The 15,416-nt window shown below is 38.5% G+C and carries 16 protein-coding genes; 15 read left to right on the top strand and 1 reads right to left on the bottom strand.

Annotated features, from left to right (window positions below; genetic code table 11):
* Window positions 1-22: 22 nt before the first annotated feature.
* The 3 genes from ACQKMH_RS24390 to menC all read left to right on the top strand — a co-directional run bounded on the left by ACQKMH_RS24390 (window position 23) and on the right by menC (window position 3,699).
* Window positions 23-1,507, top strand: a complete 1,485-nt coding sequence (locus tag ACQKMH_RS24390; protein ID WP_427589918.1) for an amino acid permease — start codon at window positions 23-25, stop codon at window positions 1,505-1,507.
* Window positions 1,508-1,643: 136 nt separating this feature from the next.
* Window positions 1,644-2,474, top strand: a complete 831-nt coding sequence (locus tag ACQKMH_RS24385) for a GNAT family N-acetyltransferase (RefSeq protein ID WP_427589917.1) — start codon at window positions 1,644-1,646, stop codon at window positions 2,472-2,474.
* Window positions 2,475-2,583: 109 nt separating this feature from the next.
* Window positions 2,584-3,699 carry an o-succinylbenzoate synthase gene (gene menC / locus ACQKMH_RS24380; protein WP_427589916.1) on the top strand — a complete coding sequence of 372 codons (1,116 nt, stop codon included), beginning with the start codon at window positions 2,584-2,586 and terminating at the stop codon, window positions 3,697-3,699.
* 351 nt (window positions 3,700-4,050) lie between these two features.
* Here the strand turns inward: menC and ACQKMH_RS24375 are convergent, their stop codons facing one another.
* Window positions 4,051-4,188, bottom strand: a complete 138-nt coding sequence (locus tag ACQKMH_RS24375) for a hypothetical protein (RefSeq protein ID WP_427589915.1) — start codon at window positions 4,186-4,188, stop codon at window positions 4,051-4,053.
* Window positions 4,189-4,350: 162 nt separating this feature from the next.
* Between ACQKMH_RS24375 and ACQKMH_RS24370 the strand changes: the two genes are divergently transcribed.
* The 12 genes from ACQKMH_RS24370 (at window position 4,351) to ACQKMH_RS24315 (ending at window position 15,395) form a co-directional block, all read left to right on the top strand.
* Entirely contained in the window at window positions 4,351-6,324 is a 1,974-nt protein-coding gene (locus ACQKMH_RS24370) for a transporter substrate-binding domain-containing protein (protein WP_427589914.1), read from the top strand.
* Between the two features lie 19 nt (window positions 6,325-6,343).
* On the top strand, window positions 6,344-7,699 hold the full coding sequence (locus ACQKMH_RS24365; protein ID WP_427589913.1) for a sigma-54-dependent transcriptional regulator: 1,356 nt from the start codon (window positions 6,344-6,346) through the stop codon (window positions 7,697-7,699).
* A 367-nt stretch (window positions 7,700-8,066) separates the two neighbouring features.
* A complete protein-coding gene (hutG, locus tag ACQKMH_RS24360; protein WP_427589912.1) occupies window positions 8,067-9,011 on the top strand; it encodes a formimidoylglutamase in 945 nt (314 codons plus the stop codon).
* 4 nt (window positions 9,012-9,015) lie between these two features.
* Window positions 9,016-10,209, top strand: coding sequence for a sodium/glutamate symporter (gene gltS, locus ACQKMH_RS24355; RefSeq protein ID WP_427589911.1), 1,194 nt, complete (start codon window positions 9,016-9,018; stop codon window positions 10,207-10,209).
* Window positions 10,210-10,802: 593 nt separating this feature from the next.
* Window positions 10,803-11,417: a HutD/Ves family protein gene (locus ACQKMH_RS24350; protein WP_427589910.1), complete on the top strand. Its 615-nt coding sequence runs from the start codon at window positions 10,803-10,805 to the stop codon at window positions 11,415-11,417.
* Window positions 11,418-11,647: 230 nt separating this feature from the next.
* Window positions 11,648-11,971 carry a sulfurtransferase gene (locus ACQKMH_RS24345; RefSeq protein WP_427589909.1) on the top strand — a complete coding sequence of 108 codons (324 nt, stop codon included), beginning with the start codon at window positions 11,648-11,650 and terminating at the stop codon, window positions 11,969-11,971.
* A 15-nt stretch (window positions 11,972-11,986) separates the two neighbouring features.
* Entirely contained in the window at window positions 11,987-12,247 is a 261-nt protein-coding gene (locus ACQKMH_RS24340; RefSeq protein WP_427589908.1) for a metal-sensitive transcriptional regulator, read from the top strand.
* Between the two features lie 160 nt (window positions 12,248-12,407).
* The gene (locus ACQKMH_RS24335; RefSeq protein ID WP_230156592.1) at window positions 12,408-12,887 is read left to right on the top strand and encodes a DsrE/DsrF/DrsH-like family protein; all 480 of its coding nucleotides are present in this window, start codon (window positions 12,408-12,410) and stop codon (window positions 12,885-12,887) included.
* Between the two features lie 27 nt (window positions 12,888-12,914).
* Entirely contained in the window at window positions 12,915-13,283 is a 369-nt protein-coding gene (locus tag ACQKMH_RS24330) for a rhodanese-like domain-containing protein (RefSeq protein WP_427589907.1), read from the top strand.
* 19 nt (window positions 13,284-13,302) lie between these two features.
* Entirely contained in the window at window positions 13,303-13,599 is a 297-nt protein-coding gene (locus tag ACQKMH_RS24325; protein WP_427589906.1) for a rhodanese-like domain-containing protein, read from the top strand.
* A gap of 53 nt (window positions 13,600-13,652) precedes the next feature.
* Window positions 13,653-14,225, top strand: a complete 573-nt coding sequence (locus tag ACQKMH_RS24320) for a sulfurtransferase TusA family protein (RefSeq protein ID WP_427589905.1) — start codon at window positions 13,653-13,655, stop codon at window positions 14,223-14,225.
* A 42-nt stretch (window positions 14,226-14,267) separates the two neighbouring features.
* A complete protein-coding gene (locus ACQKMH_RS24315) occupies window positions 14,268-15,395 on the top strand; it encodes an MBL fold metallo-hydrolase (protein WP_427589904.1) in 1,128 nt (375 codons plus the stop codon).
* The last annotated feature ends 21 nt before the right edge of the window (window positions 15,396-15,416 follow it).

Genomic DNA, 15,416 nt, shown 5'->3' with positions numbered 1-15,416 from the left:
AAATCAAATGAAGAGGTGTTTCATGAAAAATACCGCACTCGCATCACAAACGGATGCCCAAGCAGCTTCTGATGGAAAACAACTGGAGCGCAAGCTCAAACCAAGGCATCTTTCCATGATTGCAATCGGCGGAACCATTGGAACGGGACTATTTTTAGCGAGCGGTTCCATCATTCATACTGCGGGTCCTGGTGGAGCTGTAGCTGCCTATATAATTGCCGGGATCATGGTTTTCTTTCTGATGACAAGCTTAGCGGAAATGGCCGCCTTTATTCCTATTACAGGCTCTTTTAGCACTTATACATCAAGGTTTGTCGATCCGGCTTTGGGATTTGCGATCGGATGGAACTATTGGTATAACAATGCAATCGTAGTCGCACTGGAATTAGCAGCTTCCTCCCTGATCATGAAATTTTGGCTACCTTCTGTCCCGGGCATCATTTGGAGCGCATTATTTCTTGCGATCATATTTGGCCTGAATATTTTATCGGTCAAAGGGTATGGAGAATCAGAATTCTGGTTTGCCATAATAAAGGTCTTGACGATAATCATTTTTATAGCAGTAGGATTATTAATGATTTTTGGAATAATGGGCGGTCATGCTGTAGGTTTTGAAAACTTCACCAAAGGGGAAGCACCGTTTAACGGTGGCTTTTTATCCATTATAAGTGTCTTTATGGTGGTTGGTTTTGCTTTTCAAGGCACCGAGTTAGTAGGAATTGCAGCAGGGGAGAGTGAAAACCCGAGAAAAAATATTCCCAAGGCTATTAAGCAAATCTTCTGGAGACTCCTCTTGTTTTATGTATTGGCGATTATTGTGATTGGATTTTTAATCAGCTATAACGATCCGCGTTTGTTAAGCTCGGATATAGAAGATATTGCGGTAAGTCCCTTCACTCTAGTTTTCCAAAACGCAGGGCTTGCCATCGCTGCCTCCGTTATGAATGTGGTAATACTTACTTCTGTTCTTTCAGCAGGTAATTCCGCCATGTACGGGGCTTCGCGCGTCCTTTGGGTGCTGGCGAAAGAAGGAAAAGCGCCTTCGTTTCTAAAAAAAGTGAATGCAGGCGGCATTCCAGTGAACGCAGTGTATTTTTCTACCATCGTTGGGATGGCAGCTTTTCTAACCTCTCTTTTCGGTGAAGGCACTATTTATACATGGTTATTAAATGCTGCAGGATTATCCGGTTTTATATCCTGGTTAGGAATTTCGATTACACATTTTCGTTTCCGGAAGGCGTTTATTGCACAAGGAAGAGATTTGAAAGATTTGCCTTATGTATCAAAATGGTATCCACTCGGTCCGATATTAGCCACAGTTTTATGTGTTACGGCTATCCTGGGACAAAATTACTCTGCCTTTTTCGGCCCTGAGATTGACTGGTATGGAATATTAATTTCTTATATCGGGCTTCCTTTATTTCTCCTGGCTTTTTTAGGCTATAAAATCGTAAAGAGAACAAAAATGATTCCATTGCAAGAAGCTGATTTCAGTAATCAGGAATGATTTCTTTGTCAAAAAGATAGGGAAGTACGACATTTTATATTAAGGGGTAAAATGCCTAGCCCGACAAGCGAACAGCCGTTTAACTTTATGGTTGTTTGGGCAATCAAGGCGTTGGGATTTTCTTAGGAGGTTGACCATGACGAAAACACAGGAAATTGTAATTCGTTCCCTTCATCGAATTGAAGAACTTGAGGACGTAAGAAAGCTAGAATCTAACATTTGGGGGGATACTGATTCAATCCCCTCACACCAAACCATAACAGCAGTGAAAAACGGTGGTTTGGTTTTAGGAGCTTATTGCGAGGGTCAGCTGATTGGATTTCAATACAGCTTTCCGGGTTTCAATGGTAAATCAGTCTATCTTTGTTCACATATTCTAGGCATAGATGAGCAATTTCGCAACAAAGGAATAGGGGAGAAGCTAAAACTAGCACAACGCGAAGAAGCGATAAAGCTCGGCTATTCTCTTATTACCTGGACATACGATCCGTTAGAAAGTATTAATGGGTATTTAAATATAGGCAAGCTTGGCGGGGTCTGTTCTACATATATCCCAAACTGCTATGGTGAAATGGAAGATCTATTAAACAGTGGTATTCCTTCTGACCGCTTTCTTGTCGAATGGCATATTGGCAAGAAGGAGACAACGGATTCTAGAGGACGGGGAATCGCGCTGGACTTTGTGATAGAGAACTCGCTGATTCAATGGGATACCATTGAAAAGGGACTGCCAGTTCCTACTGTCACTCTTCCGCTGCCTGAACAAGAATGTGATATAGCTTTTGTGGCCATTCCAAAAGATTTCCGAACAATAAGAGACACAAATATTCAAGCGGCCAATGAATGGCGAATGAAAACCAGGGACATTTTTACCGATCTATTTCAGCAAGGATGGCAGGTAATAGATTTTATAAAGAATCCCATGACGGAAATTCCCATTCAATTTTATGTGCTCTCAAGGAAATAATCTAGTAAGAGTTTGTATAATGTTAAGTAATTTCAGGCTGCTGTTTGCCTGTATTAAAAAAAGGTAAGACTGCTATTTTAACAGTTTTATCAACAAAGGAGATCTCCCAGTGAAAATTAAACAAGTTATTTTAAGGCATCTGAAGCTTGATTTGCTTGAACCTTTTACAACTAGCTTTGGGACGGAATACGATAGGGATTTTATCCTTGTAGAAGCCCAAAGCGATGACGGCATTTCCGGATGGGCAGAATCTGTTGCGATGCTCGATCCTCTTTATAATGAAGAGACATTAAAAACAAACTGGCATATACTCGAAGATTATTTAATTCCAATAATCCTAAAAAATGAAATCCAGCATCCTGATGAAATCTCTGAAAAATATTTCAAGCATATTCGCGGAAATTATATGGCAAAAGCTGCTATAGAGGGGGCAGTTTGGGATTTGTATGCGAAAAAGCAAAATGCTTCTCTCGCGAGTGCGTTAGGTGGAATAAAAAAGAAAATTGAAGTGGGGGTGAGCATCGGAATAAAGGACTCGATTGATTCGACTCTGGATGTGATTGAAACTTGTCTCGGTGAAGGCTATAAACGGTTTAAACTTAAAATCAAACCGGGCTGGGATGTTGAATTAATAGACAAGGTCCGAAAAGTATATCCTGAAATTCCTCTAATGGCAGATGCAAATTCAGCTTATACCTTACAAGATATAGACCGGTTATCCGCCTTGGATGATTTTAATTTAATGATGATTGAACAACCGCTTGCCTATAACGATATCATTGACCATGCAGATTTACAGTCAAGGTTAAAAACACCTATTTGCCTGGATGAAAGCATTCACTCATTGGAAGACGCTAGAAAAGCTATTAAATTAGGCAGTTGTAAAATTATTAATATTAAGATTGGCCGCGTCGGGGGCTTGACTGAAGCTAAGAAAATTCATGATTTATGTCTTAAACATGAAATTCCACTATGGTGTGGGGGGATGCTAGAATCAGGCATTGGAAGAGCGCATAATATTGCCATCACTTCCCTGCCAAACTTTACCCTTCCTGGAGATACCGCAGCTTCCTCCCTCTATTGGGCAGAAGATATTATTGACCCTGAAGTTACGGTAGAAAACGGAATGATCATGGTTCCAGAATTGCCCGGAATTGGCTATGAACCAAGTTTGGAAAAAATCAATAAATATACTATACACAGTCAAACATATAATTTAAGTTAGAATAGGATTGAAAGAAACGTCTAGGGTAGTTGCTTGTTTCAATATCTATTTTCCTTACATAAAGGCATGATTCCCCAAAAAGGAGCATGCCTTTTTTGAACACAAACATGAAGTACTGGCAATGCTACGACAAAGGTAGAGTCTGCGGCCAATTTGCCAACCCAACTACTAGAAATAGAATGGCTGGCGAAAAAAACCTAAGTAAAGACTGCTATTCCAAAGATTTTGAGTCATAGATTGAGATTTAATGTGATGAAACCCCTTAACATTTTAATGATGCAAAAAAGACAGTTTCAACTTGCGTCCATGTGTGAAAAGAGTATGCGAACGTTCACGAACTTACATTTCCTTTTATGCAAGCTCTGAACGGAATAAAATATTCGGAAAACAAATTAAGAGGATTTTCCCTCCTATTCCCTCGATTAATTGAACATTATCTACAATCCATTTACCAATCAAAAAAATTATTGTAATTAGACTTGCTGCCATTTTTTAATCTCCTTTATCCAAGCAGTGATTTGGATCAGGGTTATTAGATGCAATTAAGCTTTTCTTATATACTTTAAAAAGTTATCATAATAGAGTCTTTGTACAGTGTATTTATACACATTTATGATACGAAACTGTATGTATAGAAAAAGGGGTGAGGCGATGCGAAAATTACATATTGTCTGTGCCGTTATAACCGTCTTCCTTTTCTTTTTTGGCTGTTTCTTTCCTTTAGCAGTGAGTTCGGAAGCCCAAAAAGTGATACGGGTTGCTGGGGATAATAACTTTCCACCTTTCGAATACTTGAGCGACTCGGGGGTTTATACCGGTTTTAATGTGGATATCATGAACGCCATTTCTATCGAGACTGGCATTAGATTCGAATACTATCCTATGCCGTGGAACGAGGCAGTACAAGCTATGCGCTCGGGAAGTGTGGATGCGATTCAAGGTATGAAGTACAATCGGGAACGTGAAGAGATTTATGATTTTTCTGTTCCGTATTTCACAAGTTCACAAGGAATTTTTGTGTTGAAAGATAACATGTATATCCGAAAAATCGAAGATCTAAAAGGCCGGAAAGTAGCCGTTCAAAAAGGTGATGTTGCCAGCGGTTTATTAAGCAAAGTCGATCGTTTGCAATTGGTGGAAACGAACAATCAACAAGAAGCCGTTCAGTCGTTGATCGACGGAAAAGTTGATGCTTTCATTGGAAATCGGATTACGGGTCAATATTTTCTACAGAAAAATGAACAGCAATCACTTATTAAGATTGTCGGTGAGTCACTTGACACCACAAATTATGCTGTAGCTGTGATGCCGAAAAGCAAAGAGTTGCTGAAATTATTCAATCAGGGAATTTCTCAAATCAAGAAAGATGGCACTTATGAAAAGATAGAGAAAAAGTGGTTCGGGGAGTATATCCTGCCGAATACTCAACGATTACGCAAAACCATGTTGTATTTGGAAATTGGTCTTTTTCTAACCTTCATTGTGATTACTCTCATCTTATGGTGGAATCTCAGTCTTAAACGAGAAGTCGCTAAGCGAACTGAGCAAATTGAGTACGTGAATAAAGACTTGGAAGAGAAGATGCTGCTCCTTGAGGAAAATATCCATTTTCAGCAGCAAGTATTAAACAGTGCCTACAGTTCGCTTATTACACTGAATCAACAAGGGCTCGTATCAATGGTTAATGTTAGGGCCATGGAATATTTGGAGTTGGATGGCAGTGTTGTTAGAAAACCTTTTCAGGATCTGCCCATTGTCTGTTTCATCCCAGAAAAGGAGATTAGAGCTGCGTTAGAGAAAAAGAGGGTTTTCTTACAAAAGGAAACGGTGTGGTCTCAGTTTGCGAGCAAAAAAAGGCATATTACTTACAGCGTGTATCCAATTCAGACAATTGGGGGAGAAAGTGTAGGTGCGGTCTTGAATTTTTTTGATATTACGGAACAAAAACAGCTTGAGAGAAAAGTGGCTCAGGATGACCGATTGCGTTCATTGGGACAACTCGTGGCAGGTATCGCTCATGAAATACGAAATCCGTTAACGTCCATCCTTACCTATACGCAATTGCTGCCGAAAAAATTTGCAAGCGCAGATTTCCGTACATTCTTTTCCGAACAGGTTACTAGTGAAATTACCCGACTTAATGCATTAATTAACGATTTGCTCGATTATTCTCGCCCTAAAAAATCAGAGCCTGTTACTTTTTCGCTGAATGAGACCATGGAAGGGATAGAGCTATTGCTTAAGCCGAAAATCAAAGAAAAAAACCTGCGGATTGTTCGTGAGTTCGCTGGAGACATTCAGACAACTGCAGATACACAGCAGATCAAACAAGTACTGGTGAACGTCATTCTCAATGCCATTCAAGCGTCCAATCAAGGGGGAACCCTTATTTTTCGGGCATATTATCGGGACATGTTCACTGTCGTTGAAATCGAGGATGAAGGAATCGGCATTTCGGAAGAAGAAATTGATAAGGTTTTTGAACCGTTTTACACCAGGAAACCAAACGGGGTCGGGCTTGGGCTTTCTATTTCGTATCAGCTTGTCAAAGAAAACGATGGTACTATTGAGACAAGAAGTGAAGAAGGAAAGGGAACTGTAATGACCATTTGTTTACAGCATTAAAACAGAAAGGGTGAATATAATGCACGATATCATGATTATTGATGATGAGCCAACCATTTGTCAGTCACTTACGTTTGCATTGGAAGACCAGTACCACGTTTATTCGTTTACAGACCCACGCGAAGCGCTCCCGCTTCTCGAAAGGGCTGAAATCGCCATTGTTTTGCTGGATTTAAAAATCGGGGGATACAATGGGATGGAAGTGTTAGAAGAAATCAAACGCCTATCCCCCTCGACGGTTGTCATTATGATGACAGCATACGGTACCATTCCATCTTCCGTGGAAGCCATGCGTAAGGGAGCGTTTACATATGCGACAAAGCCGCTTCATATTGATGAATTGGAAGTGCTGATGCAAAAAGCAGAAGAAGTATATACGCTTCAATCCAAAGTGAAATGGCTGAGTGAAGAATTGGATAAGGTGGCAGGTGTGAACGGACTTATCGGTGAAAGTTTGGCAATGCGCAATATATTCTCCCTCATCGATAAAGTGAAGGATATCGATTCCAACATTCTCATAGAAGGGGAAAGTGGAACCGGTAAAGAAGTCGTCGCCAGAACAATCCATAATGAAAGCAAGCGCAGAAACAAAAAGTTTCAAGCTATTAATTGTGCGGCCATTCCGACTCACCTGTTGGAATCAGAATTATTTGGATACGAAAAAGGAGCATTTACAGGGGCGACACAGCGGAAATATGGACTTTTTGTGTTGGCGGAAGGAGGAACAATCTTTCTTGACGAAATCGGTGAGATGGATTTGGCGCTGCAAGGGAAAATTTTGCGTGTTTTACAAGAGAGAAAGGTAATGCCCGTTGGAGGGATAGAAGAAGTCAGCATCGATGTCCGGATCATCGCTGCGACAAACAGAGATTTGGTTAAAGAAGTAAAAGAAAATCGTTTTCGCGAAGATTTATATTACAGATTAAATGTGATTCCGTTTCACCTACCGGCTTTACGTGAACGAAAAGAAGACATTCCGTTGTTGTTGGAATTTTTTATTGCTAAAATCGGTGATCGAATGGGAAAACCTGTAGAAGGAATTTCCCATGAAGCGCTGCAGCTTTTACGGCAATATGAATTCCCAGGAAATATTCGTGAATTGCAGAACGTGATTGAAAGAGCCATTGCGCTTACGAATGATTCTTATATACAGAAAGCAGATTTACCTTCCGATATCCAAAAAAGCTCTCGCGCATTTTTCGGCAACACCATAATCCCAGTCTATGTCGGCGAACCGCTTGAAGAAATCGAAAAAAGAGTGATTCTTCATAACCTTGCCGCTTTTAACGGTCATCAAAGGAGGACAGCCCAAACAATTGGTATCGGTGAGAGGACATTGCGAGACAAGTTGAAGAAGTATCGGGAAGAAAAGTAGGCGGAAATTGCCGTGCGGCAATTTTCGCCTACTTTTTATTTTAAAAATATCTTAATTTCCCACTGTTTTAATGGCGATGGACTTGGCATGAAACTTGCTTAATTAAAATAATAGTAAAGCCATTATACAGACTGGAGGTAACATAGATATACATCATAATGGGATACATTGCTGGACTTGGAGTTACAGTGCAGCGAAAGCGGGGGCTCAAAAGGCCATCAGGTAGTATAAGTCAGTAGCCTATCCACGTTTAAAGAAAAACAAAAAGGAGAAGCTACCTGGCTCTAAATCTTTTATGATTGGACAACCCGAAATTGATGGGAGAGTGAAAATAAGAAATATTTTTATTTATGGGGAGGAAAAATACATGTATACGTTACCAAGTATGGATTTATGGAAAGGTAGAACAGATAGCTTAATAGATAAAGATGAATTTAGAATTCATCAAATAGTTAAGGATCATCAAATAACATCAACAAATAATACATGTGGAATAATAGGGTTCTCTTGTGATGAAGGTGTACGCAGGAATAAAGGAAGACTTGGAAGCAAAGAAGCTCCAAATGAAATACGCAAATCCTTATCTTCTTTATCTTGGCATGGCCAATCAGCAGATGGTCTAGTTGACTTCGGAAATATCATTTGTGAAAATCAACAGTTAGAAGAAGCACAAGCTGAATTAGGAAGTCACGTAGAGAAAATATTAACCAAAAATATGTTTCCTATTATTTTTGGGGGCGGACATGAAACCTTTTATGGTCATTATCTTGGAATTAGGTCGAGTGTTGGACCCAATGTTAAAATAGGCATCCTTAACATTGATGCTCATTTTGATTTACGATCTTATGAAGAAATCACTTCTTCTGGAACGATGTTTAAACAAATATTAGATTATGATCATCATGCTAGTTATTTGCCCATTGGTATTCAACGTTATGGAAATACAAAAAAATTATTTAACACTGCAACTTCACTTGATTGTTCTTGGATATTGGAAGAAGAATTAGTAAACGAGATTTCAAATGAAAACGAAGAGAAAATTCAAAATTTTATGAATCAAAATGATGTTATTATATTAACACTTTGTATGGATGTTATCAGCGCTTCTGAAGCACCTGGTGTTAGTGCACCTTCCTCCTTTGGTCTCACTGGAAAAATGGTAAGACAATTAATTCGCAAAATCATTTCACATGAGAAAACTATTTCATTTGATATCTGTGAAGTAAATCCATCATTAGATTATGATAATCGCACTGTAAAACTAGCTGCAAACCTAATAAATGAAGTATTCATGTGCGTAGACAGGAGATAATAATATGACCATCGAGATAAATCAAACGATAACTATTTTTTTAGCGATAATGCTTTTAGCACTAGGTGGGATTATCGTAAAGAAAGTAAAATTATTTAAACACTTTTGTATCCCTGCACCTGTTGTTGGAGGATTACTTTTTGCAATAGTCGCTACAAGTCTTAAAACCTTTCTAAACGTAACCATTTCATTAGATACAACACTACAGGGATTATTTATGTTGACATTTTTTACTACCGTTGGATTAGGTGCTAGTTTTCAATTAGTAAAAGTAGGCGGTAAATTATTATTAATATATTGGTTATTATGTGGGTTTTTGGCCTTTGCTCAAAATTTAATTGGCATTTCTTTAGCGCCCGTTTTCGGAATTGATCCGTTGATTGGTATGATGGCAGGAGCCATTTCAATGGAAGGGGGTATTGGTGCAGCTACAGCTTTTGGTGGAACCATTGAATCACTAGGAATTCAATCTGCCCAAGCAATTGGAATAGCAGCAGCTACTTTAGGGTTAGTATTTGGTGGATTAGTTGGAGGTCCCACTGTAAAGTATCTAATTAATAAACACAAATTAACACCAAGCAAAGAAGATATTGAAATTCAGGAAAAGAAAGAAATGGAAGACAAAATAGAAATAAATGTAGCTTCATTTATGAAACAAGTATTGATACTAACATTTTGTATGGCTTTAGGTTCATATTTAGGAGAGTTATTTTCGGCGAAGACAGGTTACGTTTTACCGAATTATGTTGGAGCAATGATAGTGGCTGTAATAGTTCGGAATATTTTAGATAAAATAAATGGAAAAATTATCGAAATGCCTAGTATAAATTTTATTGGAGATATTACTTTAGGTATTTTCTTATCAATGGCTTTAATGAGTATAAAACTGTGGGAAGTTGCTGACCTTGCTTTACCTATTATTTTAATTGTGGTGATTCAAGTAATATTCATTATACTTTTAAGTATATTCATAATGTTTCGTTTCCTTGGCAAAAACTACGATGCGGCTGTTATGGTTGGAGGGTTTATCGGACATGGTATAGGGGCTACACCAAATGCTATGGCCAATATGTCAACGATCACCGCTAAATATGGACCTTCAAGTAAAGCGTATTTAATCGTTCCAATAGTGGGTGCATTTCTTATTGATGTTTTTGCTATGCCAATTATCATTATAAGTATTAATCTATTTAAATGATAATTTGTTCTGCATTAGTATTTATGGAATGAATTTCATAAATACTAGCCTTTGTTTATCGGGGTTATTAAGGTATGAAAAAAGTGGTTTGATGCAAAGCCCGAAATGGTCAAAACTAAATAAGAATATAGTGTTAATACCGAATATCTTGGTAGTTATACCAAGAAAATTCGGTATTGATTTTTTTATTCCCATTTAAAATTTGCCCAGAGGTAATTCACAATGGTCGTTCAGTCTGATTCTTACTGCAACATAACCCTTCAATTTCAAGGAGGTATGATCCACCTCTGCAACGGTTTTGAAGATGTGTGTATTGTATCGTTTCACAGTAAGACTGGATATATGCCGAAAGTGAAACAAGCGTTTTTTAGTATATTCAATATTTCTACAACCAAAAGCCAGGGCATTCAACACAAGGAAATTTAGCCCCGTTTGAATGTATACTACGATAATCAGAGACCAGTGGACCTAACCTTTGTTATGCCTCTCTGTTTACCGTATCCATCCTATTGACATTACAACAATTTCGATCTAAACTCTGGTGGGAATTGATTTGAACTGAACTAATGTAATAATAAAAGGGGAGAAAATAGGTGTCCTATTTACTAAACGTAAAAAGAAAAAGTGAACAAATAACTAGTCTTTGGTCAGGTGGCAAAACTACTCAACTTGCTATTTGTCCTGAAGATGGAGATTACTCGAAGCGTGATTTCAAATGGCGGATAAGCACCGCAGATATCGAGGTAGAAGAATCCGAATTTACCCACCTTCCAGGCATTCAGAGAATCATCATGAGCCTTGATGGTGAAATGTGGCTGCAACATGAGGGAAAGCACCATGTGTATTTAAAGCCATTTGAACAGGATCGGTTTGATGGCGGCTGGACAACTCGAAGTATTGGAAGGGTTACGGACTTTAATTTGATGTTAGCAGAAGGATGCGAAGGTGACCTTAGCACGATTCATATAAATCATGGAATCCATACTGAAGTGTTGGATAATAGGGAAACTACGAAAAGATCTGACGCCTTTTATTGTGTCAAAGGAAAAAGTAGAATGAGTATCGATGAAAAAGAGACTATTGTTTTAGAACAAGGTGACTTAGTAATCTTAAACATGGATCATTCATGCAACAATTTACATATAAAGTTATCCAATAACAATGACGATTCTACTGCAACAATTATTAAGGTAAGTATATTTTATTGATTAGGAAATTCTGGTTCAAGTACAAAAAAATCTTATAGTGCTGAAAAAATTGAAGAATTAAAGTAATGAGTGATAGCTGCCGTAAACTAGGTGGCTTTCTTTTTATAAAAAGTGAGAATAAACGCCTTGACAATATACCCCATTGGGTATAAAGTGAACTCAAGAACACAATTCACGAGTAAAGCTCACAATTCTAGAAATTGATACAGGTGGTGGATGCGATTTTTTCATTGTTTATAATATTTATCGTTATTTTGGTTCGATTTATGTATAAACGGTATGTACCTGTCAAGAACATTCCTTGTCAAAAGGATGAAAGGCAGGATTTAATATTATTGGATATAAGGGCTTATAATCATAAACGGGATCAAGGCGATAAAGAAGTTTTGAATATCCCTTATGCCTATTTGAAGCGTTTTAATGAAGAAATCCCGCATGAAAACATTCATTTAATTGCTTCAGATAAATTGGAAGTGAACTTGGGGCTGCGTTTCTTAATGAGAAAAGGAATTAAGGTAACAAGTTATGAGATCAGTGATTGTGTTTGTAAATAGATGGGAGGGCAGAATATGGATTATGCTCAAAGTGTCATAAATCGATTGAAGCGAATTGAAGGGCAAATCAAGGGAGTTCTTGGAATGATGGAAGAGGGAAAAGATTGCAGGGAAATCGTCACTCAGTTGTCTGCTGCACGTAGTGCGATTGATAGGACCATGGGTGTTATCGTAAGTAGCAACCTTGAACAATGCGTTCGGGAAAGCGTCGAAAAAGGTGAAGGCACTGAACATCTTGTCAAGGAGGCCGTTGAGTTACTAATTAAAAGTAGGTAAAAGGTGGGCCTAATCTGAAGAAAGGGAAAGCAAACGTTTAAAAGTTACGGTACCTCATTCCGTCTTGGAAAGTACGTAAAGAGAATATTTTTTTAAAATGAAATATACCCCATGTGGTATATAAGGGCGTGTGGGTAACCATTCAGGAGGGAAAACATATATGACTGAAAAGAAAAAAACGACAATCATCTTATTTAGTGGTGATTATGATAAGGCAATGGCTGCTTATATCATTGCTAATGGTGCGGCAGCTTATGATCATGAAGTGACGATCTTTCATACATTCTGGGGATTGAATGCCTTAAGGAAAGATGAGCCTCTACCATTAAAAAAAGGATTTTTAGAAAAAATGTTTGCAAAAATGATGCCACGCGGTTCTGATAAAATGGGTCTATCCAACATGAACTTTGCTGGAATGGGTCCTAAAATGATCAAACATGTGATGAAAAAACATAACGCCATGTCACTGCCAAATTTAATTGAGTTGGCTCAAGAACAAGAAGTGAAACTGATTGCTTGTACGATGACGATGGATTTATTGGGCTTGCAGCAAGAGGAATTATTGGATGGAATTGAGTATGCAGGTGTCGCAGCTTATTTAGCGGAAGCAGAAGATGGAAATGTAAACTTATTTATTTAAATATAAGTAAGGGAGGGATGAAGCAAGATGGGAACTATAGTGAATATCTTCATACTAGGTGTAATCGTTTGGTTTTTATATCAGCGTTTTTTTCCGAAAAAGGGTATAAACAATATAACTGCGACCGAGTTAAAAGCTGAGTTGAATAACAAAGGGAGTAAGCAATTCATTGATGTCCGCACTCCTAATGAATATAGGGGCAAACACATTAAAGGCTTTAAAAATATTCCTTTAAACGAACTTGGCAAAAGGGCACAAGAACTATCAAAAGATAAAGAAGTGGTTGTAATTTGCCAAAGTGGAATGAGGAGCAGCAGTGCAAGTAAGGCATTGAAAAAACTCGGATTTACAGAAGTCACCAACGTAAAAGGCGGCATGAGCTCATGGCGCGATTAAAAAGGAGGGTCACAAAATCATGAAAGAAATTTTACCGAATGAAGTGCATGCATTAATGATGGGAAACACCCCAATCCATATTATTGATGTGCGGGAGGTAGATGAAGTTAAGGCAGGGAAAATGCCGAATGCATTGCACATCCCATTGGGATTAATGGAATTTAAAATGCAGGATCTAGATAAATCAAAGGAATATATCATGGTCTGCCGTTCAGGGGGCAGAAGTTCAAGAGCAGCCCAGTTACTTGAGAATCATGGGTATAAAGTGGTGAACATGATGGGCGGAATGAATGAATGGGAAGGTCCAACAGAATAATTTTTAAATCACAAAATACCCCCAGTCCTATTCAAAAACAAGGAGGATATAACATGATTAAGACAAATTCCGTTTTGGATGCCAAAGGCTTAGCTTGTCCAATGCCAATCGTAAAAACGAAAAAGGCCATGAACGGTCTGGAAGCAGGGGAAGTGCTGGAAGTTCAAGCGACTGATAAAGGATCAACTGCCGATATGAAAGCGTGGGCAGAAAGTACAGGTCATCAATATTTGGGTACAGTTGAAGAAGCTTCATTTTTGAAACATTATCTTCGGAAAGCAGGTGGAGAAGAACAAAAAGAGAAGAAGCATGAAAATGTCATTTCAAATGAAGAACTTCTTCAAAAAATCGAAGAAAATCAAAACACGATTATCTTGGATGTTCGAGAAGCAGCAGAGTATGCTTTTAATCATATTCCAACAGCTAAATCCTTTCCAATGGGTGAATTGGAAAAACGTATGGGAGAGTTTGATAAAAAGTCCGAGATATTTGTCATTTGCCGTACTGGCAGCCGGAGTGATCTTGCTGCACGAAAACTAATGGCAGCAGGTTTTGTACAAGTGATCAATGTTGTACCTGGCATGAGCCAGTGGAACGGTCCTACACAAATATCAGTGAATGAATAGAAAAAAATTTGGATTTTAAAATACTATAGGGGGTATAAAAGTGTGACATTTAATTCAATGACTGCCGCAGAGGTTTCAAAGAAAGTAATCAATAAAACTGATTTATTCATTTTAGATGTTCGAAATGAACATGATTTTACCGATTGGAAAATTGAAGGGGAGAATTTTACATTTCTCAATGTCCCTTACTTTAATTTACTGGATGGCGTGGAAGAAATCATCGAACATATTCCGGAGAATAAAGAAATCTTGGTTGTATGTGCAAAAGAAGGTTCATCTGTTATGGTGGCCGAGATGTTATCAGAAGCAGGACTGGATGTTTCTTATTTAAAGGGCGGAATGAAAGTATGGAGCGAGCATTTGGAACCAGTGAAAATCGGTGATTTGACAGATGGCGGCGAAATCTATCAATTTGTCCGGCTTGGTAAAGGCTGTTTGTCTTACATGGTCATATCCAATGGTGAAGCAGCCGTTATTGACTCTACAAGGATGATTGATGCCTACATTGATTTTGCCGATCGTATCGGAGTGAAAATCAAACATGTTCTTGATACACACCTCCATGCCGACCATATTTCAGGTGGAAGACGTATTGCGGAAAGAACGAATGCAACATACTGGCTGCCGCCAAAAGATGCAACGGAGGTAACTTTTGAATATCAGCCATTAGCAAGCGGCAAAGTGTTAACGATCGGTCATACAGCGATTGATATCCATTCATTATACTCCCCAGGCCATACCATTGGTTCCACATCATTTGTGGTCGATGGTAAATACTTGCTTTCTGGAGATATTTTATTCATCGATTCCATCGGCAGACCTGACCTAGCCGGGTTGGCTGAAGATTGGGTAGGGGACTTGAGAGAAACACTTTATTCACGCTATAGAGAATTATCAGATGAGTTAATCGTATTGCCAGCACATTTCATGATCATTGCTGAATTAAATGAAGACGGAAGTGTCGCTAAAAAATTGGGAACGTTGTTTGTTGAAAATCATGGATTGAACATTGAGGATGAAGCGGAATTCAGAGAGCTGGTAACAGGTAATTTACCACCTCAACCAAACGCTTTTCAAGATATCCGCGAAACGAATATGGGGAAAATCGAACCTGATGTTGAAAAACAGCGTGAAATGGAGATTGGACCAAATCGTTGTGCGGTTCGTTAAGCTTAATAAAAACATGAAATC

The organism is Peribacillus sp. NPDC097895, from assembly GCF_050277555.1.
Classification (GTDB): Bacteria; Bacillota; Bacilli; order Bacillales; family DSM-1321; genus Peribacillus.
Note: the sequence above shows the minus strand (reverse complement) of the source record. Positions and strands in the feature narration are given on the sequence as shown.